Below are 25,954 nucleotides of genomic sequence, written 5' to 3' on the forward strand. Positions count from 1 at the left end.
CGGTTTTATCGCGTTGCTTGGACATCGGCTAGAAGCGATCGACGGAGTCCCATCATGAGCCCTTCTCATCTGCGGCGAGCCTTAACGGCGGGCCTGATGGCCGCTTTGGTCTCGGTCGTTCCGGCGCGCGCCGAAACCCTGGACAAGGTCATGTTCGGCACCAACTGGGTCGCCGAGGCCGAGCATGGCGGCTTCTTCCAGGCCGTCGCCGACGGCACCTACAAAAAATATGGGCTGGACGTCACCATCGTCCCCGGCGGGCCCAACGAGAACAACCGGATGCTGCTGATCGCCGGCAAGATCGATTTCTTCATGGCCGCGAACACGCTGATGTCGTTCGACGCGGTCGCCAACAACGTCCCGGTCGTCACGATCGCCGCGGTGTTCCAGAAGGATCCGCAGGTGATGCTGACGCAGCCCGATGCCAAGGTCGCCAAGATCGAGGACCTCAAGCCGCTCACGCTGTTCGTCTCCAAGGAGGGCATGACCAGCTATTTCCAGTGGCTCAAATCCGAATACGGTTTCAGCGAGAAGAACGTTCGCCCTTATAATTTCAATCCGCAGCCCTTTATCGCCAATCCCAAGAGCGCGATGCAGGGTTACGTCACCTCCGAGCCCTTCGCGGTCGAGAAGGCCGCCGGCTTCAAGCCCAACGTGTTGCTGCTCGCCGATTACGGCTTCAACACCTATTCGACCCTGATCGAGAGCCGCCGCGACGTGGTCGAGAAGAAGCCCGACCTGGTGCAGCGCTTCGTCGATGCCTCCATGGTCGGCTGGTACAATTACATCTACCGCGACAATTCCGCGGGCAACGCCATGATCAAGAAGCTCAATCCGGAGATGACCGACGAGCTGCTCGCCTATTCCGTCGCCAAGATGAAGGAGTACGGCATCGTCGATTCCGGCGATTCGCTGAAGAACGGCATCGGCGCGATGAGCGACGAGCGCTACACCTCCTTCTTCAACAAGATGGTGAAGGCGGGCGTGGTCAAGGCGGACCTCGATTTCCGCAAATCCTATACGCTGCGCTTCGTCAACAAGGGCGTCGGCGCCGAGCTGCGCCCGAGCAAGCCGTAGCGCAAGGCCGATGTCATCAGCCCAGACGTCGGCGGGGGGCGAGGCCGGCCTGACGGCCCTGGCTGTCAGCCTGCGCGGCGTGACGAAGACCTATGACAACGGCGTGATGGCGCTCGGCCCGCTCGATCTTGCGGTGCGCAAGGGCGAGTTCATTTCGCTGCTGGGACCGTCAGGTTGCGGCAAATCCACCGCGCTGCGGCTGATCGCCGAGCTCAGCGCGCCATCGTCCGGAATCGTGCGGCTGGCGCGTCGCGAGGATAAGGCGCAGCTAGGTCTTGTTCAACCAGGTCACGGCATCGGCTTCGTGTTTCAGGAGCCGACCCTGATGCCCTGGACCAGCGCGCGCGAGAACGTCCGGCTGCCGCTGAAGCTCGCAGGCGTTCCGAAGGCGGAAGCGCGCACGCGTGCCGATGAGGCGCTGGCGAGCGTCGGGCTTGGCGATTTCGCCGACGCCTTTCCGCGCGAGCTCTCTGGCGGCATGAAGATGCGGGTGTCGCTGGCGCGCGCGCTCGTCACCGACCCTGATATCCTCCTGATGGATGAGCCGTTCGCGGCGCTCGACGAAATCACGCGCTTCCGTCTCAACGACGATTTGCTCGCGCTGTGGCGCAGGCTCGGCAAGACCGTCATCTTCGTCACGCATTCGGTGTTCGAATCCGTCTATCTGTCGCAGCGCGTGGTGGTGATGACGGCGCGGCCGGGCCGCATCCAGGCCGACTTCCGCATCGAGACGGTCGAGCCGCGCGGCGAGGAGTTTCGCACTTCAGTCGCCTATTCCGATTATTGCCGGAAGGTGTCGGCGGCGCTGGCGCCGTCCTATGCAGGGCAATCCACGCTATGAACGCGCAAGCTTCCGTCACTGCGAAGCCGTCCGGCGCGCAACGCGCGGTGCGCTTCGTGCTGCCGGCCATCGTGTTCGCGGCGGGACTGCTCGCCTGGGAGCTCGTGGTCCGCATCAAGGACATCCCGCCTTACGTGCTGCCGGCGCCCTCCGTCATTTTCCTGACGCTGATCAAGGATTGGTCGGTGCTGTCACAGTCGCTCGCCGCGACGCTGCTGACCACGCTCGAAGGGTTTGTCGCGGCCAGCGTCGGCGGCATCGCGCTGGCGCTGCTGTTCAACCAGTCCAAATGGGTGGAAGCATCGCTATTCCCCTATGCCGTGGTGCTTCAGGTCACGCCCGTCATCGCGATCGCGCCGCTGCTGCTGATCTATCTGGAGCAACAGACCGCGGTCGTGGTCTGCGCCTTCATCGTCGCCTTTTTCCCGGTGCTGTCCAACACCACGCTCGGGCTCAATTCGGTCGATCGCAACCTCGCCGGCCTGTTCCAGCTCTATGGCGCCTCGCCGCAGCAGATCCTGCGCTTTCTCAAGCTGCCGGCGGCGCTGCCTTACATTCTCGGCGGCCTGCGCATTGCCGGCGGCCTGTCGCTGATCGGCGCGGTCGTGGCCGAGATCGCGGCGGGAACGGCCGGCGCTGGATCCGGGCTCGCCTACAGGATCGCGGAATCCGGCTACCGATTGAACATACCCCGCATGTTCGCAGCGCTGCTGCTGTTGTCGCTGGCCGGGATTGTCATCTATGGGGTGCTGGCGCTAGTTTCCCACCTCGTTTTACGGCGCTGGCACGAGAGCGCGCTTGGAAAGGACAACTGATGACCACCGGTTCGATTTCGTCCGAAAAGATCGACCTTCTGATTTATGGGCCGGTCCGGCCGATCCTCGAGAACGGGTTTTCCGATCATTTCGTCGTGCACAAGGCGGAGACGCGAGGCGATCTCGAGCGGCTGACGCCGGCAATCCGCGAAAAGATCCGCGGCGTGGCGGTGACCTATCACACCGTGCGCGCCGACCGGGATTCGTTGTCGCAATTGCCCAAAATCGAGATGGTGGCGAGCTTCGGCGTCGGCTACGACCACGTCGATGCCAAATACGCCGCCGAGCACAACATCATCGTCACCAATACGCCCGATGTGCTGACCGAGGAGGTCGCCGACGTCGCAATGGGCCTTCTGATCTCCACGGTGCGTGAGTTCATCAAGGCCGATCGTTATGTGCGCTCCGGTCTCTGGCAGACCCAGAACTATCCGCTGAGCGTCGGCTCGCTGCGCGATCGCAAGGTCGGCATCGTCGGCATGGGCCGGATCGGACAGGCGATCGCGCGCCGGCTCGATGCCTCGCTGGTGCCGGTGGTCTATCACACCCGCAATCCGTCCAAGGACGTCGCCTACAAGCACTACCCCGACCTGATCGAGATGGCGAAGGCGGTGGACACGCTGATGGTGATCGTGCCCGGTGGCGCCAGCACCAACAAGATGATCAATGCCGAGGTGCTGAAGGCGCTCGGCCCACGCGGTGTGCTGGTCAATGTCGCGCGCGGCTCGGTGATCGATGAGCCGGCGCTGGTCCAGGCGCTCAAGTCCGGCACCATCCTCGCCGCGGGCCTCGACGTGTTCGCGGCCGAGCCGAACGTGCCGGACGAGCTCAAGGCCATGCAGAACGTCGTGCTGCTGCCGCATATCGGCTCGGCCTCAGTGGTGACGCGCAACGCGATGGACCAGCTCGTGGTCGACAATCTCAAGTCCTGGTTCTCAGGCAAGGCGCCGTTGACCCCGGTTGCGGAAACGCCATTCAAGGGACGCTGATGGGAGCTCTTCGGGTCGTTGCATTCGCCGTCGCGGCCTCCTTGGCCGCGATCGGCATCGCATTGGCGCAGGATACGACGACCCTGAAGAAGGAGATGCCCGGGCAGTGGGAGCTCTCGACCACCGAGCGCAGCAAGACCTGCGTCGTCACGCTCAAGGCCGACGCTGCGGCGCAAGGTTTCAAGCTCGAGCTCGAGCCGGCCTGCAAGGCCGCGCTGCCTTTCACCAAGGACATCGTCGCCTGGAGCGTCAGGGGTCTCGACATCGTCCGCTTGCAGGATGCGAGCGGTGAAGCGGTGATCGACTTTACCGAGGTCGAGGCCGGCATCTTCGAGGGTCTGCGGCAGGGCGAGGGCGTCTACATCCTGCAAGATCTCGCCGCCGCCCGCTCGATGGCGAAGTCGATGGACCAGATGATCGGCGACTGGTCGATCGTGCGCGGCAACGGCCAGCCGGTCTGCGGGCTGACGCTGACCAACACGGAAGCCGGCCCGGACAATTTCCAGGTCTTCCTCAAGCCGAAATGCGATGCGGCCATCGCGCAGTTCAACCCGACGCAATGGCGGCTCGAGCGCGGACAGATCATCCTGCTGTCCAAGGCCGGCGAGGCCTGGCAGTTCGAGGCCGACGACAACGCGCAATGGCGGCGCGTCCCCGACACCGCCGATCCCCTGATCATGCTGCGTCAGTAGCGCCGCGAAACGCGACCTCATCCTGAGGGCCCGCCATGGCGGGCGTCTCGAAGGATGGCCGCAGACTACGTCGTCGGCTTGGGCGGCGGCGCGGTGCCCTGGGCCCACTTCTCCATCTTGCCGAGCACGCCCCAGGCCGTGAGCGCCAGCGAGATCGGCATCGCGAACTGGCCGAGGCCCGGCACCGCCGACACCAGCGTCCCCAGCAACCCGGCAAGACCGCCAGCGTTGGGGCTCGCCGTCACCGACGACAGCAGCGCCGTGATCAGCGAGCCGCCGATGCCGAGCGCAGTCTTCTTGCCGTCGAGCATCTTGCCGATGGTATCGCCGAGCGCGCCATTGACCTGGCCGAGGACGGGCTTGCTGTCCCTATTGAGCAAGGTGCCGAGCAGGTCGACGACCTGCTTCAACTGATCGACGGGGGCGGGGCTGGTCGGGGTGAGGGGGCCTGGCATGGGGGCTGTCTTGTTGACGAGGGAAAAGAGCCGTTCGAACAGGCTGATCGGATCATTGGTGGCGGGCAGCGTATTGCCCGATGTCGTCGTTGCCGGGATCACGGCGCCGACCGGTGGCCGCAGCAATTGCGCGAGATCCTCCAGCCGCTTCATGATCCGGGAGACATCGCCGGCAGATCCGGTGGGACCCGACTGCACAGCGCGCGTGAGGGCGGCGACCGTGGCGCCGTCGAGAAGTCCGGTATCCCTCAGGCCGTTCTGCTGCTGAAACTGCGAGACCGCGGTTCTGGTCTTCGGTCCGCTGATGCCGTCCTCGGCGAGCGGCGGATTGGCGCCGAGCTTGTTGAGCGCCTGCTGCATGAGAACGATCGTCGACGCCGCGTCGTCCTCCGGTTCGGCGCGGCTCGCGAATTGCGGGCTGCCGTCGAGGCTGATCGAGGAATCCAGCGACATCATCGCATGCAGGATCACCGCGGTGCCGAGCTGGGAATCGACATGGTTCGAATCAAACTCATGATCGCGGACGAATTTGCCGGCCCTTGCCTCGGGCGGGCCATACAGCGTCGAACCGCCATAGAGATAGGGCGAATTGCAGCCCTTGGCGTGATAGCCGAAGCCGTTGAACGCTTCGAGCCGGAACAGAATCCGCGCAATCCCCCAATCGTGAGCGCCGACGAAATTCTCAATCCTGAAGGCGTCCACGGCGCCGTCCACGAACGTGGCAAACGGGCCGCGCCCTTTCGGAACGAGCGTCGTCGCGCGATGAAGCGTTTCGCCGTTGCCGAGATAAGTGTCGAAATCGAAATTGGACTCGCGGTAATGGCAGAGGGCAGCGAAATACCAGGGGACGCCGGTCAATCGCTCGATCTGCTGATAGGTCGCCTTGCCGTTAATGGCCTTGCGCGCGATCGCATTCGCGTCGGAGAGGCGCGAAGGCCGGATCTCGAGATTGGCCCAATTTCGCTCGTATTCGCTTTTCAGACTCTCGAATGAAATCATTTTCCGCTCCCGCAATAAATGGATTATCGCAACTCCGCGTCAGATGAGGTGAACCAGGTGCCGTGACAGGGCGTGAGCCCAGCGTGATCTCCCGCAAGTCTGGCAGGCCGCCGGCGCGGTGCGTGTGAAGTGGGTTACAGCCTCGCTGGGAAAATGAGCGGCGCGATTGGGATGAGGGCGGCCGCCCGCGAGGGAACCGGCAGGGCCGCGGCTCCGTTAGCGAGACGAGGCAGTCCGGCCAAGGAGTCCAGCATGACCACGCGCGTCCTCGCGATCGGCATCGAACCCGGCAACGCGGACTACAGCGCATTCCCGCAGCTCACGCCGGAGCTCGTGCGCAACTATATCGATGCGCAGCTGCTGCGCCTGCGCGATCTCGGTTACGAGGTCACGAGTTGCCTGATCGATCTCGATGCCGCGGCGGAAGCCGCCGTCACGGCGGCGTTGCGCGAGGAGAATTTCGACTGCATCGTGATCGGCGCGGGCCTGCGCGAGCCCAGGGAGCGCCTGCTGCTGTTCGAGAAGGTGCTCAACCTCGTCCACCGCCTGGCGCCCGACGCCGCGATCTGCTTCAACACCACGCCGGCCGACACCGCCGAGGCGGTGCAGCGCTGGGTCGATGCTTGAGATGAATCGGCTGGCCCGCGGCGCGCGCGGCATGGCCTGAGCCGCCTTCCAGCCGAGCCTCCGACGCCACCGCGAGAAGTGCCGGGTCCCGGCGTGGTGATTCTTCTGGTCCGAATCCGGTTGCGGCGCTATGACTCGTCTGACCACAGGGGAGGGCGAGCATGCTTCGAGGTCTTCGCATTGGAAGTTTCGCTATCGCGGCATGTCTGACAGTTGTGATGGGGGTGCCGGCTCATGAGGCCGCGGCGCAGGACGCAATTGGCGGTGCCATCCTCGGCGGCGTCGGTGGAGCGATCGTGGGTGGCGCCATCGGCGGAGGCCGCGGCGCCGCCATCGGCGCCGTCGTCGGTGCCGGCACGGGCGCTGCGATCGCCTCAGAGGGCGAACGCCGCCGCTCCGGCTACTACGCCTATCAGCGCGGCTGCTACATGCAGCGCCGGGACGGCTCCTACGTTCCGGTCGATCCGCGCTATTGCTACTGAGCGATCGGCCCGATCGCGTTTGACGTTGGCGATCACAATCCATCGGGCGGCAGGCCGGTCGTGCTTGGCGCCACCGGACGCGCCTGCGCGCGCTCGCGATAGAACGCGTAGAGACCGGACAGCACGATGATCGTCGCCCCGGTCACCATCATGGCGTCGGGCCTGTCCCCGAACACCAGATAGCCGAACAGCATGGCCCATAGCAGCGCGGAATAGCGGAACGGTGCGACCGCCGAGATATCACCTGTTCGCAGCGCCAGGATGATGCACTGATAGCCGATCAGGATCAGAACCGCGGCGAACGCCAACAGTGCGAGCGCCCGGCCGGATGGCGGCGTCCAACCGCCGAGCGGAACAACGATGCCGGCTCCGGCGATGGTAACGCTAACCGCGGTCAACAGGGTGACGAACAGCGATGGAATTGGCGCGGGTATTCGCTTGGTCGCGAGGTCGCGGATCGCGCAGAAAACGACCGAGATCAGCACGAGCAGGGAAAATTGGTTGAACCCCTCGCCCCCGGGGCGAACGATGATGAGAACGCCGATAAAGCCGGCCGTGATCGCCAGCCAACGCCGCCAGCCGACGGGTTCGTCGAACGTCAGGGCCGCACCAAGCGTGATGGCGAGTGGCAGCACCTGAAGGATCGCCGTGGCATTCGCCAGAGGTAAGTTCGCGATCGCCGCCAGCAACAATATCGTTCCACCGATTTCGCCGGCCACCCGTAGCATGACCGCCTTCATGATCAGCACGCGTAGCGGCCGCAGCGCCCGCTGATGCTTTGCGAGGGCTGCGATCAGCACCACCGCGAACAGGCCGCGCACCAGCATGATCTGACCGAAGTTCATCTCGCCGGACACCGCCTTGGTGATCGCGTCGTTGATGGTGAATGCGGCCATGGCCGAGGCCATCAGCAGGCTTCCACGAATGTTCAGGGAAAGGACCAAATCGGTTTCCAGGCCGGACTGTCTCGCGTCTGTGTCTTCAGACGAACGCCGGTAACGGTAACTTACCTGAGGCCTCGAATAAAACAATACGGTCGACCGTATTGACATCGCGTTTTGTAGATCATAGGCTTGCGTACGAGTTCAACAATCCTTTGGAGGGTCGACCATGACGGCAACGACTGTGTTGAAAACCGCAGCCACCAAGTTTGACATCGCGGCGGTCGCGGAGCGCTATTTGGCTGCCTGGATAGCTCATGACCCGGCTTCCATCCTCGCGCTGCATGCGCCGCAATCAACGTTTCAGGCGCACGGCCGGACCAACGTGATTCGTGGTATCGACGCGTTGCATACAGAGTTCACCCAGGTCTTCGAGCGCTACCCCGGTTTTGCCGCCGAGACGCATCGCCTCTTGTTCGGCGAGCGGCACTGGACGCTCGACTGGACACTGACATTCGAGCCAGCCGGCAAGACGCGCCGTGGATTTCGCGCGCTGGACGTTGTTGAGGTGGACGACGACGGACTTGTCACACGGAAGGACACGTTCTTCGATTTTGCGCAGGTCAAGGCAGCGTTCGAAGTGGCATGACGGAGGCGAGCATGACCAACCCAAGAACTCTCGCCGCAGACCAGAAGAAGCCGTTGTTCGATCGGGCGTTGATCGACGCGCTGCCGGTCGAGCATCTGTGCGATCTCAGCATCGATCTGGAATTGGGCCAGGTGATCTCGACTCCCCTCGGCACTCGTTTGACCTTTGTGGTCAAGGGCGGTCGCTTCGAAGGTCCACGCTTCCGGGGTGAAATGCTGCCGGGCGGCGGCGACTGGGTCTCCCTCGGCGCCGACGGCACCAGTCGCATGGACGTTCGCGCAACCATGCGCACCCATGATGGTGTTCTCATCCATTATGAGTCGCATGGCGTCCTCAGGTACCCGCCAGATGGCCGTCAGCGTCTGGCGAAAGGCGAACGGTTGTCCTTCGACGAGAGCTATGTGCGGCCGACGCCCAGGTTCGAGACGTCAGACGAGCGCTACGCGTGGCTTTGTGGAAACGTGACCGTTGGCTACGGTGAGTACGGTCCGGGCCGCATCGATCATCGGATGTTTATCATCCTCTGAGCCTTGCGGCGAAGCAGCAGGTGCAGATGTTGAGGTCACCATGGCAAGGTCAATGGCGATCCATCGACCTTGCTCCCGGATCATTGCCTGCTTCGCGGCGAGGAGCAGCCGACAGACGATTGTCCACACGGATTTGATCGTGCGCATGGCGCTCGGCCGCAACTCATTCGGGTCTGGCCACATCGACCATCGGATGTGTTAAGTCTCTGAGGATTTCGTTAGGATTGTGCAAATGCGGGCGCCAAGGTCACCAAAAGTCAAGCCCGCGCGCGGTCCATTGACCGCGAGCGTGGCCTCGTCGGACCGACGCGCTGTCGACGAGACCACGGACAAGCGACTGCTTCGCGGCCTGCGCTCGCGAAAATTGGTGTTGGCCCGGGCCGTCGATATCGCGTCCCTGGAAAGCCTGGAGGGCCTGAGTTTCGGGCGGCTTGCGACCGGAACCGGAATGAGCAAGGCCGGCATTCAAGCCTTGTTCGAAACCAAGCAGACCCTTCAGAAGGATACCTTCGCTTATGCCCTCGATATGTTCCGCGACTTCGTCGTTCGTCCCGCCGAAGCAGAACCGCAAGGCGTCCACAGATTTCGGGAGTTGATTGACCGATGGCTGCAATATGCCGAACGGCCGCTTTTCGCCGGCGGCTGTTTCTTCGCGGCCAACCTCACTCAACTTGACTCCCACCCAGGGCCGCTGCGCGACCTGGTGGCGGGCGCTCAAAGGGCATGGGTCGCTCGACTTTCCGCCGAGTTGAAACATGCGGTCAAGCAAAAGGACATCGTCAACTCGGATCCCGAGCTCTCCGCGTTCCAGATCGAAGCCGTCCTCCGTTCGGCGAACACCGCGTTCCGGCTCGGCGAGCCGACCGTTACGCGCAAGGTATGGCGCGTCGTGGACAGCTTCTTGACCGCCGCCGACAAGTAACGGTTATTCTGCGGTGCGCTGGCCGCCGGGCCGCCGGTCTTTCGACATCGCTAGATCAGCCGCATCCCGCGCAAACTCGCATGCCCGCTCTTGCCGACAATGATGTGGTCGTGCACCGCAATCCCGAGCGGCTTTGCGATGTCGATGATCGCCTTGGTCATCTGGATGTCGGCCTGTGAAGGGGAGGGATCGCCTGAGGGGTGGTTGTGCACCAGGATCAGCGCGGTCGCGGACAATTCCAGCGCGCGCTTGATCACCTCGCGCGGATAGACCGGGGTGTGATCGACAGTGCCGGTCTGCTGCACCTCGTCGGCGATCAGCTGGTTGCGCTTGTCGAGGAACAGCAGGCGAAACTGCTCCTTGTCGGCGAACGCCATGCTGGTGCGGCAATAGTCGATCACCTCGTTCCAGGACGACAGCGCGTTGCGGCTGTTGACCCCGCCCTTGGCCACGCGATGCGACGCCGCCGCGAGCAGCTTGAGCTGGTGGATCGCGGATTCGCCGATGCCGTCCACCTCGCGCAGGCGCGCCACCGGCGCATGCACGACCTCGGCAAACGAGCCGAAAATCTTGATCAGCGACTTCGCCAGCGGCTTGGTGTCACGCCGCGGCAGCGCCGGAAACAGCGCCATCTCCAAAAGCTCGTAGTCGCTGAGCGCCTCCGCACCCGCGCTGTAGAAGCGCTCGCGCAGCCGTTCGCGATGGCCGAGATAGTGCGGCGCTTCTTCGGGCTTGCTCTTGTCGTGGTCGGGCTTTGCGGGCATCGGCTGCCAGCATTGCCGCGGACTTTCGCTTTTGCAACCGCCAATTGCGGCCGCGGCGCGCGGGTCCGGCAGCTGGCCCAGAAAATGGAGGCTTAGCCTGTCGGCCGCTTGGCGCCGTGCGCCTGAGCGGGCACCGTAACCGCCACCACGCCGACGAGAATGAGCGCCATGCCGGCAAGGCTGGACCAGGTGAAGTGCTCGCCGAACCATACGGTGCCGAGCGCCACGGCAAAGCCCGCACGCAAATAGCTCCCGATGGTCGTGCCGAGCGGGCCGAGCGTGCGAATGAGCCGGAAATAGATCACCATGGCGAGCGCCGTGCAGATCACCGCGAGCGCGATCACTGCTGCGATCGCCTGCGCCGGCGGCGGCGCCAGTGTCCAGGGCTGTTCGAGAGTGGCTGCGGCAGGAAGCATCAGCGCGGCTGCGCAGCTCATGGCTCCCGCCGCGGTGACGATTGCGGGCAGGCCCGAGAATCGCTGTCCCCATATCGGTGCGAGCGCGTAGCAGAGGCTCGCGCACAGCACGGCCGCCTGCGCCAGCGGGGCCGCCGTGCCGATCCGCGAGAGCGGGTCGGCTCCCATCGTCACGGCAACACCCGCAAGTCCGAGCGCGACGCCGATGATCTTTCGGCCGCTCATGGTCTGCCGCCCGCGCCCGGTCCCCAGCGCGATTGCGAGTACGAACATCGGCGGGGTCGCATTGAGCACGCCGGCGAGACCGCTTGCGATATGCATCTCGCCCCAGCTGATCAGGGTAAACGGCAGCGCGCTTTGCAGCAGCCCTTGCACGAGGAAAGCCGTCCATATCGATCCCCGGTCGGGAAGGGCGTGTCCCTGCGCGCGGGCGACCGCAATCAGGAGAATGGCCGCGATCGTCACACGCGCGGCAACCATCGTGAAGGGCGGGATCGTCGGGACCGCGACCTTGATCAGCGTGAACGAGCTGCCCCAGATCAGCGAGAGCAGCAGCAGGAGCCCGATCTCGAGCACGAGAGTGGTTTGTTCTGTCGTGTATTGCGTTTGCGTGCTCATGCGATTTGCTCCGGGATGGAGCGGGACCATGATCCGGCGCGGCGGTGCAGGCTGGCTGAATTCGGACCTCATCGCCCGACCGGGTCCGATTTCGGCTACTCGACGTGCCGCGCGGATACTATTGTCGCGCAATGGCGACAGGCTTGACGTATCGGCAAACACTGCCACCCCATCTCGACTGGGAAACCTGCGATCGGGCTCGGCTGGCGCGTGCGCGCGCTTTCGACGGACTGTTCTTCTCCGGTGTCCGCTCGACGCGCATCTATTGCCGGCCGGTCTGCCCGGTTCGCCCCGCGCGCTCGGAAAACGTCACCTTCTATCCGACGGCAGCCGCCGCCGAGCGTGCCGGCTTTCGCCCGTGTCTGCGCTGCCGGCCGGAAGCCGCGCCGGGGTCGCCGGCCTGGATGGGAACGGCGAGCACCGTTGCGCGCGGGATGCGCCTGATCAATGAAGGTTTCCTGGATCGTGCATCCATGGCGGAGCTTGCAGAAGCCCTTGGCGTCGGCCCGCGCCATCTGCTCCGCCTGTTCATGCGCCATGCCGGGGCGAGCCCGAGCGAGATCGCAGCGACGCGGCGGGTGCAGGAAGCCAAGCGCCTGATCGACCAGACCAGCATGACATTGGCGGAGATCGCCTTCGCCGCAGGCTTCGGCAGCGTTCGCAGATTCAACGATGCCTTTGCCGCGACCTACAAGCGGCGACCGTCGTCGTTCCGACGGCCGCGATAGGCGCGCGGTGGGATCACCCGATCTGCTTCTCGCCGTGCCGCTCCGACAGCGTAAAAATCTCGACGCCGGTGGCGGTGACGCCGACGGAATGCTCGAACTGCGCCGACAGCGAGCGGTCGCGGGTCACGGCGGTCCAGCCGTCGGAGAGGATCTTCACATGCGGCTTGCCGAGATTGATCATCGGCTCGATGGTGAAGAACATGCCGGGCTTGAGCTGCACGCCTTCGCCGGGCCGGCCGATATGGATGATGTTCGGCTCGTCGTGGAACATGCGCCCGAGGCCATGGCCGCAGAAATCGCGCACAACGCTCATGGCTTGCGGTTCGACGAAACTCTGGATGGCGTGGCCGATGTCGCCGGTGGTGGCGCCGGGCTTCACCGCGGCGATGCCGCGCATCATGGCCTCATAGGTCACCTCGATCAGCCGCTCGGCCTTGCGTGCGATCGGGCCGACCGCATACATCCGGCTGGAATCGCCGTACCAGCCGTCGACGATGAAGGTGACGTCGATGTTGACGATGTCGCCCTCTTTCAGCGGACGGTCGCCGGGCATGCCGTGGCAGACCACGTGGTTGAGCGAGGTGCAGGTCGAATAGCGGTAGCCGCGATACATCAGCGTCGCCGGATAGGCATTGTTGCTGAAGGCGAAGTCGCGGACGAACTGGTCGATGCGGTCGGTCGGAACGCCGGGCCCGACGATGTCGGTGAGCTCGTCGAGGCACTTCGCCACCAGCGCGCCCGCCTTGCGCATGCCGGCAAAGGCGCTCGGTCCATGCAGCTTGATCTGTCCGGTCTTGCGGAGCGAGGTATCGGTAGCTTCGACGTAGCTCATGCGGATGCGGTCTTCTCGGCACGCGGCCGGTATCGAGGTGGGCGCAAGGGTCTGATTTAAGGCCCTAATTTAATGATTGCGGGCCTGCATGCAAGCCGAGCCTCCCTGCCTTGCGCCTGAAAGCGGGCCTAATTCGGGACTTCTACGGTGGTTTCCACCGGCAGGGCACCGCCGCGGATGCGGATTTCGCGGACCGGGTAGGGAACCCGGATGCCCTCGCGCTTGAAGGCCTCCCACAGCGCCAGCATCACGTCGCTCTTGACGTTGTCCATGCCGTCGGGGTCGGCGATCCAGAAGGTCAGCGAGAACTTCATCCCGGCTTCGGCGAACTCGGTCAGGATGCAATTCGGCGGCTTGCCCTTCTGTGCGCGCGCATGAGCGGCCGCGGTCTCGGCGGCGAGCTTGCAGACCAGCCGCGGGTCCGCATCGTAATTGGTGCCGAAGGCAATCTTCACCAGCGTGTTCTTGTCGGTGTAGGTCCAGTTGACGACCTTCTGCGTCACCAGATCCTCGTTCGGCACCAGGAATTCGCGGCCATCGCCAGCGGCGACGGAAATATAGCGCGTCTTCATCGCGCTGATCCGCCCGGTGTTGTCGCCGATGGTGACGAGATCGCCGGGCTTCACCGATTTGTCGGCGAGCAGGATGATCCCAGAGATGAAATTGGCGACGATCTTCTGCAGGCCGATACCGATGCCGACGCCGACCGCGCCGGAGAACACCGCGAGCGCCGAGAGATCGATGCCGACCGTGCCGAGCGCGATCACGATCGCGACCGCAAGCAGGCCGATGCGGATGATCTTGACCAGCAGCACCTGCACCGATGGCGTCAGATCGGTGGTCGAGTTGATCCGGCTCTCGGCGAAATTGCTGGCGATGTTGGTGAGCCAGAGCGCGATGAGCAGCAGCGCGCCGGCCTTGATCACGAGCAGCGGCGTCAGCCGCAGACCGCCGAGCACGATGGCGAAGGAGTCGAGCAGGTCGACCGTCGCATCGAGCTGGCCGAGGATGGAGAGCGCCGCGACGAACCAGGCCGTGATCGACACCAGCTTGACGATGAAGGCGTTGCGCAGCACCGAGGTCAAGAGCCGGATCGCGAGCCAGGCCAGGCCCAGCTTGGCGGCGACCATCAGGAGATAGCTGCGGCTCGGCCAGGTCGCGTGGTACATCACCACGCGCGAGACGATCACGAGCAGGGTGAACACGGCCGTCGAGGCGCTGGAGACCATCACCCGGGCGAAGTGCCGGAGCGGCAGCGGCCAGCGCATCGCCAGCGAGGTCATGTCGACCCGGCTGCGAACGGCGGCTTCCGCGGCATAGGCGATGCCGGCCGCGGCCAGAATGAGCCCGAATTGCAGATAGAACCAGGGCGAGGAGATTTCGGCCCCGACGCTGCGCGCGGTGGTCTGCACGAACTCCATGAAGTCTTTGAGGTCCATGTCTATCGGTCTCGTCGGGGAGCGGGCGGGAGGCATTGATTCGAGCGCGCCGGAGAATCCCACAAAGGGCGCGGCCGGACCACCGATACACCGCTAAGTGAAGTGCGTTAAGGCCGCAAAATGCGGGCAGATTGCCGCGAGCGGGAGAAAATGGGTTGGCGTAGGAGTCCGCCGACGATAAGGATGCAATTCCAGCGATTTCGTACCCGGAAGGTGGATGGCTTCCCTCGACACTGTCAGCCTCGCCATATTGCTCGGCGCCGTCCTGGTGTTGGCCGGGATCCTGTCAAGCCTGCTTGCGCTGCGCTTCGGCGCGCCCCTTCTGCTCGTCTTCCTCGCGATTGGCATGCTCGCGGGCGATTCCGGTCCCGGACAGCTGCAATTCGACGACGTCCGAACCACCTATCTGGTCGGCTCGGTCGCGCTCGCACTGATCCTGTTCGACGGCGGCTTGCGGACCCGCTTTGCCAGCATCCGCACCGTGCTTGCGCCTTCCATGGTGCTCGCGACCGTCGGCGTGCTGCTGACCGCGCTTATCACGGCGCCATTCGCGAAATATGCGCTCGACCTCAACTGGACGGAGTCGCTGCTGGTCGGCGCCGTGGTGGCCTCGACTGACGCGGCGGCAGTGTTCCTGCTGGTGCATACCCAGGGCCTGCGCCTGCGCCCGCGCGTCGGCGCGACGCTGGAGGTGGAATCCGGCACCAACGATCCCTTCGCGATCTTCCTCACCCTGATGCTGGTCGAATACATCTCGCTGGGAACGGGCACGGCCGCGCACGTGGTGATGGAGTTCGCCCAGGAGGCCGTGCTGGGCGCCGTCGTCGGGGTGATCGGCGGGCGTCTGGTCGTCATCGCGCTCAACAAGGTCGCGCTGCCGCAGGGCCTCCATGCGCCGTTTGTCACCACCGCCGCGCTCGTCATCTTCGGCGGCTCGCAGATCATGCACGCCTCGGGCTTCCTCGCGGTCTATCTCGCCGGCATCATCATCGGCAACCGCCCGACCCGCGCGCATAATTCGGTGGTGGCCTTCCTGGACGCCGCGACCTGGCTGGCGCAGATCGTGATGTTCGTGCTGCTGGGCCTGCTGGTCTCGCCGAGCCGGCTCGGCGGCAGCGTGCTGCCGGCGGTGGGGATCGCATTCGTCCTGATGCTGGTGGCGCGGCCGATCGCGGTGTTCGTGTGCCTGGCGCCGTTCCGCTTCAACTGGCGCGAAAAGATATTCATCGCCTGGACCGGCCTGCGCGGCGCGGTCGCGATCTTTCTGGCCTCGATCCCGATGCTGGTCGGGCTGTCGAAGGCCTATCTCTATTTCGACGTCGCCTTCGTCGTCGTCATCATCTCGCTCCTGCTGCAGGGATGGACCCTGGGGCCGGCCGCGCGCAAGCTGCATGTGGCGCTCCCGCGCGCCGAGCGCGGCCCGCGCCGCGTCGAACTGGATCTGCCTGGGCAGCTCGAGCAGCAGCTCGTCGGCTATCCGGTGCGGTCCAAGAGCCTGTATTTTCGCCGCGGCCTGATCCCGTCCTGGTCGAAGCCGACGCTCGTGATCCGCAAGGAGAACATTTTGACGCCGGCGGAAGCCGAGCCGATCGCGCCCGGCGATTACATCTATCTGCTGGCGCCGCCGGAAAAGGCCGAATCGCTCGACCGCTTCTTCGTCGACATGCAGCCGAGCTCGGCGCCGGACCCGCATCTGCTCGGCGACTTCATGGTCTCCGGCGAGCACACGCTGGCCGAGCTCGCGGAGATCTACGGCGTGAAGGCCGGCGAAGACGAGAGCAAGCTGACTTTGGCCGATTATTTCGACGTCCATCTCGACCGCGCGCCGAAAGAGGGCGCGGAGCTCGTGCTGGATCCGATCGTGCTCGTGGCGCGCTCGATCTCCGGTGGCCGAGTCAACGTCGTCGGCCTGCGCCTGCCGGAAGACGAGGAAACCCCCGCGCCATTGACGCGCAGGCAGGTCCTGCGGCGCAAGCTCGCGGATTTGTGGAGCTCGGTGGCTGGGGTTTGATTGCTGTGTCGTCCCGGCGAAGGCCGGGACCCATAACCCCAGGGAGGAGCTTGGCGATGATTTGCAGTTGCGCTTCGTTCGCCGGTACTCACACTGCCGTCGACCGATGGATCACGCGGTATGGGTCCCGGCCTTCGCCGGGACGACAGTGGTGGGTGGGCAAGCGGTGTGCCTCACTCCCCCTCACGTCAGCACCTTCACCGCGCCGAACGACGTCACGCGGCCCTGCTTCAGCATCACGATCTGCGTCGCGAGCTGGCGCAGCTCGGCGACGTCGTGGCTGACATAGACCATGGGGACGTTGGCCTCGTCGCGCAGCCGCACCAGATAGGGCAGGATCTCCAGCTTGCGGCCCTCGTCGAGCGCGCCGAGCGGCTCGTCGAGCAGCAGCAGGCGCGGCCGCGACAGCAGCGCGCGACCGAGCGCGACGCGCTGGCGCTCGCCGCCGGAGAGCTTTCCGGGGCGGCGCCCCTGCAGCGCGCCGATGTCGAGCAGCTCGATGACGCGCTTGTGCTGCGCCGGGTCGGGCGCGAGGCCGTTCATCCGTCTGCCATAGTCGAGATTTTGCGCGACGTTGAGATGCGGAAACAGCCGCGCATCCTGGAACACATAGCCGATGCGGCGGCGCCAGGTCGGCACATGAATGCCGGCCGCGCTGTCGTCGACGGTCTCGCCGTCGATCACGATGGTGCCGCGGTCGGGCCGCAGCAGCCCCGCGATCATGTTGACCAGTGAGGTCTTGCCGGCGCCCGACGCTCCGAACAGTCCGATGACGCGGCCTTCGCTCGCGAAGGACGCGGACAGCGAGAACTCGCCGAGCTGCTTTTCGATGTCGACGCGCAGCATGGTCAATTCCCGTGCAGGCGCGCGGTGGCGCGGCGGGCGAACCATTCGGCGGCGATCAGCGCACCGAGCGCCAGCACGATCGAGACGACCACGAGCCGTCCCGCGGCGGCGTCGCCGTCCGGGGTCTGGATCAGCGAATAGATCGCGGACGAAATCGTCTGGGTCTCGCCGGGAATGTTGGAGACGAAGGTGATGGTGGCGCCGAATTCGCCGATCGCCTTGGCAAAGCCAAGCACCATGCCGGCGAGCACGCCGGGCAGCGCCAACGGCAACGTCACCGTGAAGAACACTTTGAAAGGAGTGGCGCCGAGCGTCTCGGCGGCCTGTTCGAGCCGGCGGTCGATCGCCTCGATCGACAACCGCATCGGGCGCACCAGCAGCGGAAACGCCATCAGGCCGCAGGCAAGCGCAGCACCGGTCCAGCGGAAGGCGAAGACGATGCCGAGATGGTCCGCCAGGAAACCGCCGACGAGGCCGCGGCGGCCAAAGGTCAGCAGCAGCAGATAGCCGGTGACGACAGGCGGCAGCACCAGCGGCAGATGCACCAGCGCATCGAGCACCGACTTGCCCCAGAAATCACGCCGCGCGAGCAGCCACGCCAGCGCAATGCCGAACGGCGTTGCCACCAGTGTCGCGGTCACGGCAACCCTGAGCGAGAGCAGGATTGCCGTCCATTCGGCGGGAGAGATGTCGAGCATTAAATCGCAAATTAAGTCGAGGGGCTGATCAGGAACTTGAAACCGTATTTTTCCAGAATGGTCTTGGCGGCGGTCGAGCGCAGGAAGGTGAGATAGTCGCTGGTCTCGCCCTTTGCTGTCGTGGTTGCAGCGACGGGATAGATGATCGCGGGATGCGAATCCGCCGGGAATGTGCCGATGATCTTCACGCCGGGCTCGACCTTGGCATCGGTGGAATAGACGATGCCGAGATTGGCCTCGCCACGCGCGACCAGCGTCAGCGCGGCACGCACGCTCTCGGCCATGGCGAATTTCGGCTCCGCGGCCTGCCAGGCACCCAGGCTCGTCAGCGCCGCCTTGGCATATTTACCAACCGGCACCGATTTGACGTCGCCGGTCGCGATCCTGCCGTCGCCGACGAGTTTTGCGAGGTCAAAGCCTTGCGCGATCGCGACGTTGTCGAGCTTGGACTCCTTCGGCGCGATCAGCACGATGCTGTTGCCGAGCAGATTGACCCGGGTCGCCTCGTTGATGGTCTTCTTGGAGATCGCGTAGTCCATCCAGTCGGTGTCGGCGGAGACGAACACATCGGCCGGCGCGCCCTGCTCGATCTGCCTGGCGAGCACGGAGCTTGCGGCATAGCTGACGCTGAACTTGACGCCGGTCCTGGCGGTGTAGGCGGCGTCGACTTCGTCGAGCGCGTTCTTCATCGAGGCTGCCGCGAACACGGTGATGGTCTTGTCCTCAGCTCTAGCAGGCGAAAGCGCCGCGGCCGCGAGGATCACGAAGGCGGTGAAAAGTCCGGCAATACGAATCATGGATGCGCTCCGTGCGAGATCGCGCGCGCAAGAAGCGCGCGCAGATCCGGCGTTGGTGGGTCTGGGCGACGGGCGGAAGCGCTGTTCCACGGGTCCCGGCGGCGGCTTACGGCCGGCAGGGATATCGCTGGTCTCGAAGATAGCAGGCCGGGGCCTCAGGTCAAAGGCGACCGTTTGGCTTATTGCGCCGGCAGGATGGCGATTGAGAGCGAATTGTTCTTGGCGCCGCTGACCTGGAGCACGACGGGCTGGCCCGACAGCTCGTATTTCATGGTCTTGCGGATGCCGTCGCAATCGGTCGCGCCACTGAACGCGACGGGCTTGAGGGCATGCCCGTCCTGGACCAAATCGACCCACGCGCCCGAGGACAGGCTGACCGTGTAGAGCCCGGCCTTCGGGGCCTTGATGCCAGTGAAGCCGGCAAACGTGCCGTCCTTTGGCGCGCGCTCCGGAGGCGTCGGCAGTTTTGCCTCCGCGGGCTCGACCAGTCCCAGCGTGATGGCCGACGACGGCAACGCGGCCTGCTCGCTTCCCGATGTCATCTTGGCACGGTCGGGCGCAGTCAGCGCGGCGCGGTCGCGCTCGATCGGCCATTTGAACTTGTCGCAGCCGCTGGGTTCTTCGGCGGCGAAGGCGGGCACGATACCGAGCAACAGCAATCCGAGCAGCAAAGGGATGCGCATCTCAGTCCACCGCGATCATCACATCGGAGGCCTTGATCACCACCGTGACCTGCCCCTTCGCCTTGATGCCGAGGTCGTCGACCGCCTCGTTGGTGATCGAGGAGGTCACGATCGTACCGTTGCCGATGTCGACACGGACGTGGGACGTCGTGGCGCCCTTCGTGACTTCGACGACCGTTCCCTTGATCTGGTTGCGTGCACTGATGCGCATGGGCTCTCACAATGGCAGGCGCGCGCGACGAAGCCGCACGCGTGAGGAGGGATTTGGTTGATGAGGGCGGGATTGCATCCCGGCAGGGCCGACCCGCTTACGGCAGGGCAGCGCCGCACTCTAACGCATTTGGAGGTCCGAGGACTAGCCGCTGACGAAGTTGTTACAGCCTGACCGGCTACGGCTTCGCATTGCCCGCGTGCAGCACGGCCTTGCATGCCGCCGGCATCTGCGCCAGCGTCATCGGCGGTTTGGGCTTCGGGGGCTCCGGCGGGGGTTTGGGGTGCAGCACGCCGTCGCTGAACCAATAGGCGAGATCGGAGGGCTTGCAGCCTTCGTCCTCGGATTGCGACGGCTGGCCCTCGCAGTCGCTCGCGCCCGCCGGGCAGTGCATGCGGATGTGGAAGTGATAGTCGTGGCCCCACCACGGCCGGATCTTCGACAGCCAGGAACGGTCGCCCTTGGCCTCGCGGCACAGCGCTTTCTTGATCGCGGCATTGACGAAGATGCGCTGCACCGCCGGCTCCTGCGCCGCGTCGCGCAGCACCAGCACATGGCCCGGCGTGAACACCTTCGGATCGATGTCGAGCCGGTCCGGGCGCACCATCATCACCGCCGACATGTCCTCGCGCTCCTCGCGCGATAAGCGATGGTCAGGCATCGGCGTCAGCCAGATGTCGGCATCGAGGCCGATCTGGTGGCTGGCATGGCCGGACAGCGCCGGCCCGCCGCGCGGCTGGGCGATGTCGCCGACCAGGATGCCGGGCCATCCCGCGTCCTTGTGCGCCCTGGCGGCAAGCCGCTTGATCAGCGCGATCATCGCGGGATGACCATAGCTGCGATTGCGCGACAGCCGCATCACCTGCCAATTGTCGCCGTTGAGCGGCATCTGCTCGGCGCCGCCGATGCAGCCCTTCACATAGGAGCCGATGACATGCGCCGGTCCCTTCGACGGCAGCAGCTTTCGCGCAAACAACTCCTTGGCGCCAATATTGGGATCGTTCGGATTGGCGAGCGGCGGCAGCGGCTTTGGGTTGACGCTGCCCTTGTCCTGGGCCAGCGCGTCGCCGGCGGCCAGGAGCGTCATGACGAGCAGGAGAGGGGCGAGGCGGCGGGGACTCATGTTGACATTCTTATAGCCCAACACCGCGCCAGGGTTAAGAAACAGTCCCTCGGCTGAAATTCGTTCAAAAGTCGCAGTTCCGCGGCGTCGGCCGGCCGTTTTTTAACGACGCGATAACCCTCTCATGCATTGACCAAAATTCGTGCGCGGGACGCGTGCTCACGCCCTTCTGCATGCAATCGCGTGCGATCCCGGAAATGATTCAAAGGCGGCGCGCAATTTTGCGTCATCTCGTTCTCCGATGACGACGGTGCGATGCGCCTGGAGCGCCCATCGGCACTGCCGCGCCTTGCAAACGGGCAATGAGGGCTTTTTTTTCGAGACTGCCAGACCGTGCGTCCCATCGCCATGCCACCCAAGATTACCTTTTTTTCAGACACTTGCCCCAAGAGTTGCGATCACTGGGCGCGACTGGGACGAGTGAAGTTGAGTTTGGGGTTTCGAAAGCCGAAAAAGCGAAAGGGCAGCGTGCTTGGCAGGTCCGGCCTGCACCGGCGCAAGCCGCGCTTTGCGCGCGCCCCTCATCCTCCGTCCGAACGCGACGAAGGTCTGCGCGGCCGTGCCGAGGCCGCGATCGCGGAAGCGCGCAAATCCCATGAGCGCCTGCGCCAGGCCATCGAGATCCTGCCGCAAGGCATCGTGTTTCTCGATGCCGAGGGCCGCTACGTGCTCTGGAACAAGCAATACGCGGAGATCTACAGCAAGACCGCCGATCTGTTCGAGGAAGGCGCGCGCCTCGAGGACACGCTGCGCATCGGCGTCGCCCGCGGCGACTATCCAGAGGCTGCCGGCCACGAGGAAGAATGGATCGCCGAGCGGCTGCAAAAGCTCTATCAGCCCGGCGCGCGCCACGAGCAGAAGCTGGCGGACGGCCGCGTCATCCTGATCGACGAGCGGCTGACCGAGGACGGCGGCGTCGTCGGCCTGCGCGTCGACATCACCGAGTTGAAGCAGCGCGAGGCCTCGTTCCGCCTGCTGTTCGACGGCAATCCAGTCCCCATGATCGTCTGCGCGCTGGACGACGAGCGCATCCTCGGCGTCAACGATGCCGCGGTCGCCCATTACGGCTACAGCCGCGCCGAGTTCGAGCGGCTGACGATCCGTTCCCTTCAGGCTTTCGACAGCGAGCCGCCCTGGACCGCCGATTCGGCCGGCGAGGAGCAGGCTGGACGCACTTGGAAGCACGTCAAGGCCGACGGCGCCCTGATCGACCTTGCGATCTATTCGCGCGAACTGACCTATGCCGAGCGGCCCGCGGTGCTGCTCGCGCTGATGGACATCACCGAGCGCAAGCGCGCCGAGGCACGGCTCGCCTTCATGGCCCAGCATGACGGGCTGACCGGTCTGCCAAACCGCAATCTGCTGCGCCAGCAGGTCGACGAGATGCTGCTGCATACGAGGCGCAGTACCGACAAGGTCGCCCTGCTGATGCTGGGGCTCGACAATTTCAAGGCGGTCAACGACACGCTGGGGCACGCGGTCGGCGACAAGCTGCTGCGCGGCGTCGCCAAGCGGCTGCGTTCGACCTTGCGCGAGGACGACGCGCTGGCGCGTTTGAACTCGGACGAGTTCGCAATCGTGCAGAGCGGCCTGACGCGTCCCGAGGATGCGGTGCTGCTGGCCAAGCGCCTGCTCGAAGCCATCGGCGATCCCTATCTGCTCGACGGCCATTCCGTGGTGATCGGCGCCTCCATCGGCATCGCAATGGCGCCGGGCGACGGCGACGATTCCGAAAAGCTGCTCAAGAGCGCCGACATGGCGCTGTCGCGCGCCAAGCTGGATGCGCGCGGCTCGTTCGCGTTCTTCGAGGCGGCGCTCGATGCGAAAGCGCAGACCCGCCGCAAGATCGAGGTCGAGCTGCGCGACGCCATCCAGAACGACGTGCTGCGGCCGTACTACCAGCCGCTGATCGACCTCCAGAGCGGCCGCATCACCGGCTTCGAGGCGCTGGTGCGCTGGCCGCATGCCGAGCGCGGCATGGTCTCGCCGGCCGAGTTCATTCCGGTCGCGGAAGAAACCGGGCTGATCAATCCGCTCGGCGGCCTGATGCTGCGCCGGGCCTGCCACGATGCCGCGACCTGGCCGGACGACGTCCGCGTCGCCGTCAACCTGTCGCCGCTCCAGTTCCGCAGCGGCAATCTGCTCTCGGTGGTGACGGATGCGCTGAAGCATTCCGGCCTGCCGCCGCGGCGGCTCGAGCTCGAGATCACGGAGACGCTGCTGCTGGAGAAAAGCGCCCAGGTGCTGGCGACGCTGCACGCGCTGCGCGCGCTCGGCGTGCGCATCTCGATGGACGATTTCGGCACCGGCTATTCCAGCCTGAGCTATCTGCGCAGCTTCCCGTTCGACAAGATCAAGATCGACCAGTCTTTCGTGCGCGATCTCGGCGCCAATCGCGAGGCCCAGGCGATCATTCGCTCCATCGTCAGCCTCGGCAAAGGCCTCGGCGTCACCATCACCGCTGAAGGCGTCGAGACCGAAGCCGAGTTGAGCTGTCTGCGCACTGAGGGCTGCGACGAAGGCCAGGGCTTTCTGTTCAGCAAGGCCCGGCCGAATGCGGAGATCGTTAGCCTGCTGGCGGCACAGCGCGGCATCGACGGTGCAGGCGAGGATGCCGCGCTGGTGGCCTAGGCTGCGGGATGCCGGCTTGCGTCTTGAGTTGGGCACAGTTCAAATTCAGTGGCCGACAAGTGTTACTGCCTCGGCAGGAGCGGTTTCATGGGACCGCACGAATACGAAGCGGGATGCCGTGGGGATCTGAGCATCGGCACTGCCATCCTGGCCGATGAGAATGAGTCCCGCGCCGCCATTGGCTACATTCAAGATGACGGGCGCGCCCTGCCAGGTCCTGATTGGCTCCATTCCGATGATGAGAAACTCACCGATCGGCTGGTCGAAATATTGAACCCTCAATTGTGGTCCGACTTCTGCAGCCGCGAGGCCGAAACCCAATTGTTTGGCGCGCGCATAGATGTCCGCCAGCAACGCAGTGTCGGTCCGAAAGCCCAGTTCGGCTGCCGACACCGTGAAAAGCTCTACGCTCGTTGTCGTGGCGCTGACGGTAAACGTCGGCCGCGCGAGAATTTCGCCGGCCGAGTTTCCGATGCCACAACCTGCCGCATCCAACGCGTTACTGAGAGCGAAGACATTTGCAAACGCCCCGATCCTGATCGTCTTCCACACGGGGTGATCGACGGCGGATCTGATCGGGATCTGCGGCCCATCAGAGCGCGTTTGCTTGAGCTTCAGCTGATTCCGCAGCACGTCTCGCGCCGAGCATTGAGCCACGGCTTCGCTCGCAAACAGGAGAGTGCATGCGCTGCAGAGGATGGCAACAATGAGAATGCTAGGTTGGTGCCATCCCGGCGAATGACGCCGTATGGCATGGCAACTGACTTTCCTGCCAGCTGTTCGGCCCATAACGGACCTCTCTTGCGCAAAGGCAGCGCGCTAAAAACAAGTCGGAATTATCACTTCCATATGCTCGGCGCGGTTACAGCGGAAAAGCTGTCGTTCCTGTAGCTATAGAAATTGGTCCGGCAAAATCTACAAAGGTTCAGCGACAAAGACGCCGGATGACGAACTCAATATAGGTCAGCGTGCGTGCACTGTCGCAACTGGTCGACGTCAGCGGTCTCCGGAAAGGATCATCTTACCGACATCCTCGTAATGCGTGTCACGCGCCTGGATCTGCTGGGCGATGGCGTGCATGTCGCGAAACCGTCGCTCGAACGGATTGCTGCGGAATACGGCGGTCGCGCCGGCCATGTGGTAGGCGGTGTCGACCACCCTGGCCGACTGGTGAATGGTCCAGGTCGCGGCGAGGCGAACCGAGCTCCGATGCGCCGCGCTGAATTCGCCGGTCGCGCAGAGATCGCGCCACATCGCGCTTGCCGTCGCATAGAGATAGGCGCGCGCGGCCCGCAGGTCGCCCTCGGTGCGGCCGATCAGGCCCTGGACCGCCCCGTTGTCGCGCATGGCGCTGGCCGCCAGCGACTGATGCTTGCCGCGCGCCAGCGCGATTGCGGCATCCAGCGTGGCGCGCGCCACGCCGAGCGACACCGCGGCAAAGCCGAGGCTGAATGTCGAGCCGGTGCCGACCCTGTAAAGTGGACCCTGCTCGCGCAGCGCGGACGGCACGTCACGAAACGCGGTGAAGCGCTCGGGGACGAACAGGTCGGCGACCTCGTAGGAATCGGTGCCGGTGCCGGCGAGCCCGATCGCCTGCCAGACGTCGTGCAGCACGGCGCTCGCGACCGGAAACAGGATAGTGCGCACCTCCGCCGAGCCGTCGGCATTTTTCCGCGGCGCGCCGTCGGCCCCGACGATGCGGACATGCGCCCCGAGCCAGCTCGCCTGCCGCGAGCCCGAGGCAAAATCCCAGCGGGCGGTGACGCGATAGCCGCCCTCGACGATGCGCGCCTCATGCGCGATTGCACCCCAGGCGAGGATGCCCGGCGCCGTGTTGAAGATCTCCTGCGCGGTGTCGTGGTCGAGCGACGCTGCGATCATCGCGCAGACGCTGCATTGGCCGAGGCACCAGGCGGTGGAGGCATCCGCTTTCGCGATCTCCTCCAGCATCTGCATGAAGGCTTCCGGCGCAGCTTCAGTGCCGCCAAGGCTTTGCGGCAGCAGCGCGCGGTAGAGCCCGTTCTCGATCAGTGCTGAGACGACGGCCGGCGTCAGCCGCCGCGTCCGCTCGATCTCGTCGGCTTCGCGCGCGATCAGCGGTGCGATGGCCCGTGCCCGCTCGACGAGGCCAAATCCGGGAGTTGCGTTCATGCGCGTTTCCTCGCCCATTCTTGCTGTGAGCGGTAAGGAGGCAATGGTGG

At 64.9% G+C, this 25,954-nt stretch carries 27 protein-coding genes; 13 read left to right on the forward strand and 14 right to left on the reverse strand.

Annotated features, from left to right (window positions below):
• The first annotated feature begins 54 nt into the window (after positions 1-54).
• From AC0L20_RS24335 to AC0L20_RS24355, 5 genes are read left to right on the forward strand one after another with little or no spacing between them, the layout of a single operon-like run.
• Positions 55-1,077, forward strand: a complete 1,023-nt coding sequence (locus tag AC0L20_RS24335) for an ABC transporter substrate-binding protein (RefSeq protein WP_027565862.1) — start codon at positions 55-57, stop codon at positions 1,075-1,077.
• A 10-nt stretch (positions 1,078-1,087) separates the two neighbouring features.
• Complete coding sequence (locus tag AC0L20_RS24340) at positions 1,088-1,918, forward strand: ABC transporter ATP-binding protein (protein ID WP_473293022.1); 831 nt, start codon at positions 1,088-1,090, stop codon at positions 1,916-1,918.
• The gene (locus AC0L20_RS24345; protein ID WP_473293026.1) at positions 1,915-2,733 is read left to right on the forward strand and encodes an ABC transporter permease; all 819 of its coding nucleotides are present in this window, start codon (positions 1,915-1,917) and stop codon (positions 2,731-2,733) included. Before AC0L20_RS24340 ends, AC0L20_RS24345 begins: the two co-directional genes overlap by 4 nt.
• Positions 2,733-3,722 (forward strand): 2-hydroxyacid dehydrogenase, encoded by a 990-nt coding sequence (locus tag AC0L20_RS24350; RefSeq protein WP_473293029.1) that lies wholly within the window; start codon positions 2,733-2,735, stop codon positions 3,720-3,722. The genes AC0L20_RS24345 and AC0L20_RS24350 overlap by 1 nt, the downstream gene beginning before the upstream one ends.
• On the forward strand, positions 3,722-4,414 hold the full coding sequence (locus AC0L20_RS24355; RefSeq protein WP_473293032.1) for an AprI/Inh family metalloprotease inhibitor: 693 nt from the start codon (positions 3,722-3,724) through the stop codon (positions 4,412-4,414). The genes AC0L20_RS24350 and AC0L20_RS24355 overlap by 1 nt, the downstream gene beginning before the upstream one ends.
• 65 nt (positions 4,415-4,479) lie before the next feature.
• Here the strand turns inward: AC0L20_RS24355 and AC0L20_RS24360 are convergent, their stop codons facing one another.
• A complete protein-coding gene (locus AC0L20_RS24360; RefSeq protein ID WP_473293034.1) occupies positions 4,480-5,868 on the reverse strand; it encodes a peptidoglycan-binding protein in 1,389 nt (462 codons plus the stop codon).
• A 252-nt stretch (positions 5,869-6,120) separates the two neighbouring features.
• On the opposite strand from AC0L20_RS24360, the gene AC0L20_RS24365 reads away from it, so the two are divergent.
• Together AC0L20_RS24365 and AC0L20_RS24370 are read left to right on the forward strand one after the other, a co-directional pair.
• Positions 6,121-6,495, forward strand: a complete 375-nt coding sequence (locus AC0L20_RS24365; RefSeq protein ID WP_204513176.1) for a hypothetical protein — start codon at positions 6,121-6,123, stop codon at positions 6,493-6,495.
• A 161-nt stretch (positions 6,496-6,656) separates the two neighbouring features.
• Positions 6,657-6,977: a glycine zipper domain-containing protein gene (locus AC0L20_RS24370; protein WP_473293039.1), complete on the forward strand. Its 321-nt coding sequence runs from the start codon at positions 6,657-6,659 to the stop codon at positions 6,975-6,977.
• Positions 6,978-7,009: 32 nt separating this feature from the next.
• Here the strand turns inward: AC0L20_RS24370 and AC0L20_RS24375 are convergent, their stop codons facing one another.
• Positions 7,010-7,921: a DMT family transporter gene (locus tag AC0L20_RS24375; protein WP_473293043.1), complete on the reverse strand. Its 912-nt coding sequence runs from the start codon at positions 7,919-7,921 to the stop codon at positions 7,010-7,012.
• Positions 7,922-8,087: 166 nt separating this feature from the next.
• Here AC0L20_RS24375 and AC0L20_RS24380 point away from each other — a divergent pair, with 166 nt between their 5' ends.
• The 3 genes from AC0L20_RS24380 (at position 8,088) to AC0L20_RS24390 (ending at position 9,956) form a co-directional block, all read left to right on the forward strand.
• Positions 8,088-8,507: a nuclear transport factor 2 family protein gene (locus AC0L20_RS24380; protein ID WP_473293048.1), complete on the forward strand. Its 420-nt coding sequence runs from the start codon at positions 8,088-8,090 to the stop codon at positions 8,505-8,507.
• Between the two features lie 11 nt (positions 8,508-8,518).
• A complete protein-coding gene (locus tag AC0L20_RS24385) occupies positions 8,519-9,034 on the forward strand; it encodes a DUF3237 domain-containing protein (RefSeq protein WP_473293052.1) in 516 nt (171 codons plus the stop codon).
• Positions 9,035-9,266: 232 nt separating this feature from the next.
• Positions 9,267-9,956 carry a TetR family transcriptional regulator C-terminal domain-containing protein gene (locus tag AC0L20_RS24390; RefSeq protein WP_473293056.1) on the forward strand — a complete coding sequence of 230 codons (690 nt, stop codon included), beginning with the start codon at positions 9,267-9,269 and terminating at the stop codon, positions 9,954-9,956.
• Positions 9,957-10,006: 50 nt separating this feature from the next.
• Here AC0L20_RS24390 and radC read toward each other — a convergent pair whose 3' ends face one another.
• Positions 10,007-10,720 (reverse strand): RadC family protein, encoded by a 714-nt coding sequence (radC, locus tag AC0L20_RS24395; RefSeq protein ID WP_473293061.1) that lies wholly within the window; start codon positions 10,718-10,720, stop codon positions 10,007-10,009.
• A gap of 92 nt (positions 10,721-10,812) precedes the next feature.
• Positions 10,813-11,754 carry a DMT family transporter gene (locus tag AC0L20_RS24400; RefSeq protein WP_473293065.1) on the reverse strand — a complete coding sequence of 314 codons (942 nt, stop codon included), beginning with the start codon at positions 11,752-11,754 and terminating at the stop codon, positions 10,813-10,815.
• Positions 11,755-11,885: 131 nt separating this feature from the next.
• Here AC0L20_RS24400 and AC0L20_RS24405 point away from each other — a divergent pair, with 131 nt between their 5' ends.
• On the forward strand, positions 11,886-12,482 hold the full coding sequence (locus tag AC0L20_RS24405; protein WP_473293068.1) for a bifunctional transcriptional activator/DNA repair enzyme AdaA: 597 nt from the start codon (positions 11,886-11,888) through the stop codon (positions 12,480-12,482).
• Between the two features lie 13 nt (positions 12,483-12,495).
• Here the strand turns inward: AC0L20_RS24405 and map are convergent, their stop codons facing one another.
• Together map and AC0L20_RS24415 are read right to left on the reverse strand one after the other, a co-directional pair.
• Positions 12,496-13,314, reverse strand: coding sequence for a type I methionyl aminopeptidase (gene map, locus AC0L20_RS24410; protein WP_018460078.1), 819 nt, complete (start codon positions 13,312-13,314; stop codon positions 12,496-12,498).
• Positions 13,315-13,442: 128 nt separating this feature from the next.
• Positions 13,443-14,759 (reverse strand): mechanosensitive ion channel family protein, encoded by a 1,317-nt coding sequence (locus AC0L20_RS24415; protein ID WP_473293277.1) that lies wholly within the window; start codon positions 14,757-14,759, stop codon positions 13,443-13,445.
• A 211-nt stretch (positions 14,760-14,970) separates the two neighbouring features.
• Between AC0L20_RS24415 and AC0L20_RS24420 the strand changes: the two genes are divergently transcribed.
• A complete protein-coding gene (locus tag AC0L20_RS24420; protein WP_473293074.1) occupies positions 14,971-16,764 on the forward strand; it encodes a potassium/proton antiporter in 1,794 nt (597 codons plus the stop codon).
• Between the two features lie 183 nt (positions 16,765-16,947).
• Here the strand turns inward: AC0L20_RS24420 and modC are convergent, their stop codons facing one another.
• From modC to mepA, 6 genes are all read right to left on the reverse strand, one after another.
• Positions 16,948-17,610, reverse strand: coding sequence for a molybdenum ABC transporter ATP-binding protein (gene modC, locus AC0L20_RS24425; protein WP_473293076.1), 663 nt, complete (start codon positions 17,608-17,610; stop codon positions 16,948-16,950).
• A gap of 2 nt (positions 17,611-17,612) precedes the next feature.
• Positions 17,613-18,308 (reverse strand): molybdate ABC transporter permease subunit, encoded by a 696-nt coding sequence (gene modB / locus AC0L20_RS24430; RefSeq protein WP_473293078.1) that lies wholly within the window; start codon positions 18,306-18,308, stop codon positions 17,613-17,615.
• An 11-nt stretch (positions 18,309-18,319) separates the two neighbouring features.
• Complete coding sequence (modA, locus tag AC0L20_RS24435; RefSeq protein WP_473293080.1) at positions 18,320-19,105, reverse strand: molybdate ABC transporter substrate-binding protein; 786 nt, start codon at positions 19,103-19,105, stop codon at positions 18,320-18,322.
• Positions 19,106-19,284: 179 nt separating this feature from the next.
• Entirely contained in the window at positions 19,285-19,788 is a 504-nt protein-coding gene (locus AC0L20_RS24440; RefSeq protein ID WP_473293085.1) for a hypothetical protein, read from the reverse strand.
• 1 nt (position 19,789) lies between these two features.
• Positions 19,790-19,999 carry a TOBE domain-containing protein gene (locus tag AC0L20_RS24445; RefSeq protein ID WP_254109980.1) on the reverse strand — a complete coding sequence of 70 codons (210 nt, stop codon included), beginning with the start codon at positions 19,997-19,999 and terminating at the stop codon, positions 19,790-19,792.
• Between the two features lie 178 nt (positions 20,000-20,177).
• Positions 20,178-21,122 carry a penicillin-insensitive murein endopeptidase gene (gene mepA, locus AC0L20_RS24450; RefSeq protein WP_473265096.1) on the reverse strand — a complete coding sequence of 315 codons (945 nt, stop codon included), beginning with the start codon at positions 21,120-21,122 and terminating at the stop codon, positions 20,178-20,180.
• A gap of 468 nt (positions 21,123-21,590) precedes the next feature.
• Between mepA and AC0L20_RS24455 the strand changes: the two genes are divergently transcribed.
• Entirely contained in the window at positions 21,591-23,753 is a 2,163-nt protein-coding gene (locus AC0L20_RS24455; protein WP_473293092.1) for an EAL domain-containing protein, read from the forward strand.
• Between the two features lie 45 nt (positions 23,754-23,798).
• Here AC0L20_RS24455 and AC0L20_RS24460 read toward each other — a convergent pair whose 3' ends face one another.
• Positions 23,799-24,542: a hypothetical protein gene (locus tag AC0L20_RS24460; protein WP_473293096.1), complete on the reverse strand. Its 744-nt coding sequence runs from the start codon at positions 24,540-24,542 to the stop codon at positions 23,799-23,801.
• A gap of 207 nt (positions 24,543-24,749) precedes the next feature.
• Entirely contained in the window at positions 24,750-25,904 is a 1,155-nt protein-coding gene (locus tag AC0L20_RS24465; RefSeq protein WP_473293098.1) for an acyl-CoA dehydrogenase family protein, read from the reverse strand.
• Positions 25,905-25,954 lie beyond the last annotated feature (50 nt).

Source organism: Bradyrhizobium sp. Kon58, assembly GCF_055807455.1.

Excerpts from the sequence above, each read along its gene's own strand:
- AC0L20_RS24390 (WP_473293056.1), top strand. The coding sequence starts at position 9,267 with ATGCGGGCGCCAAGGTCACCAAAAGTCAAGCCCGCGCGCGGTCCATTG.
- modC (WP_473293076.1), bottom strand. The coding sequence starts at position 17,610 with ATGCTGCGCGTCGACATCGAAAAGCAGCTCGGCGAGTTCTCGCTGTCC.
- AC0L20_RS24460 (WP_473293096.1), bottom strand. The coding sequence starts at position 24,542 with ATGGGCCGAACAGCTGGCAGGAAAGTCAGTTGCCATGCCATACGGCGT.
- AC0L20_RS24340 (WP_473293022.1), top strand. The coding sequence starts at position 1,088 with ATGTCATCAGCCCAGACGTCGGCGGGGGGCGAGGCCGGCCTGACGGCC.
- AC0L20_RS24465 (WP_473293098.1), bottom strand. The coding sequence starts at position 25,904 with ATGAACGCAACTCCCGGATTTGGCCTCGTCGAGCGGGCACGGGCCATC.
- AC0L20_RS24345 (WP_473293026.1), top strand. The coding sequence starts at position 1,915 with ATGAACGCGCAAGCTTCCGTCACTGCGAAGCCGTCCGGCGCGCAACGC.
- AC0L20_RS24360 (WP_473293034.1), bottom strand. The coding sequence starts at position 5,868 with ATGATTTCATTCGAGAGTCTGAAAAGCGAATACGAGCGAAATTGGGCC.
- AC0L20_RS24445 (WP_254109980.1), bottom strand. The coding sequence starts at position 19,999 with ATGCGCATCAGTGCACGCAACCAGATCAAGGGAACGGTCGTCGAAGTC.
- AC0L20_RS24355 (WP_473293032.1), top strand. The coding sequence starts at position 3,722 with ATGGGAGCTCTTCGGGTCGTTGCATTCGCCGTCGCGGCCTCCTTGGCC.
- AC0L20_RS24335 (WP_027565862.1), top strand. The coding sequence starts at position 55 with ATGAGCCCTTCTCATCTGCGGCGAGCCTTAACGGCGGGCCTGATGGCC.
- radC (WP_473293061.1), bottom strand. The coding sequence starts at position 10,720 with ATGCCCGCAAAGCCCGACCACGACAAGAGCAAGCCCGAAGAAGCGCCG.
- map (WP_018460078.1), bottom strand. The coding sequence starts at position 13,314 with ATGAGCTACGTCGAAGCTACCGATACCTCGCTCCGCAAGACCGGACAG.
- AC0L20_RS24385 (WP_473293052.1), top strand. The coding sequence starts at position 8,519 with ATGACCAACCCAAGAACTCTCGCCGCAGACCAGAAGAAGCCGTTGTTC.
- modB (WP_473293078.1), bottom strand. The coding sequence starts at position 18,308 with ATGCTCGACATCTCTCCCGCCGAATGGACGGCAATCCTGCTCTCGCTC.
- AC0L20_RS24400 (WP_473293065.1), bottom strand. The coding sequence starts at position 11,754 with ATGAGCACGCAAACGCAATACACGACAGAACAAACCACTCTCGTGCTC.
- AC0L20_RS24420 (WP_473293074.1), top strand. The coding sequence starts at position 14,971 with ATGGCTTCCCTCGACACTGTCAGCCTCGCCATATTGCTCGGCGCCGTC.
- AC0L20_RS24350 (WP_473293029.1), top strand. The coding sequence starts at position 2,733 with ATGACCACCGGTTCGATTTCGTCCGAAAAGATCGACCTTCTGATTTAT.
- modA (WP_473293080.1), bottom strand. The coding sequence starts at position 19,105 with ATGATTCGTATTGCCGGACTTTTCACCGCCTTCGTGATCCTCGCGGCC.
- AC0L20_RS24370 (WP_473293039.1), top strand. The coding sequence starts at position 6,657 with ATGCTTCGAGGTCTTCGCATTGGAAGTTTCGCTATCGCGGCATGTCTG.
- AC0L20_RS24440 (WP_473293085.1), bottom strand. The coding sequence starts at position 19,788 with ATGCGCATCCCTTTGCTGCTCGGATTGCTGTTGCTCGGTATCGTGCCC.
- mepA (WP_473265096.1), bottom strand. The coding sequence starts at position 21,122 with ATGAGTCCCCGCCGCCTCGCCCCTCTCCTGCTCGTCATGACGCTCCTG.
- AC0L20_RS24380 (WP_473293048.1), top strand. The coding sequence starts at position 8,088 with ATGACGGCAACGACTGTGTTGAAAACCGCAGCCACCAAGTTTGACATC.
- AC0L20_RS24365 (WP_204513176.1), top strand. The coding sequence starts at position 6,121 with ATGACCACGCGCGTCCTCGCGATCGGCATCGAACCCGGCAACGCGGAC.
- AC0L20_RS24405 (WP_473293068.1), top strand. The coding sequence starts at position 11,886 with ATGGCGACAGGCTTGACGTATCGGCAAACACTGCCACCCCATCTCGAC.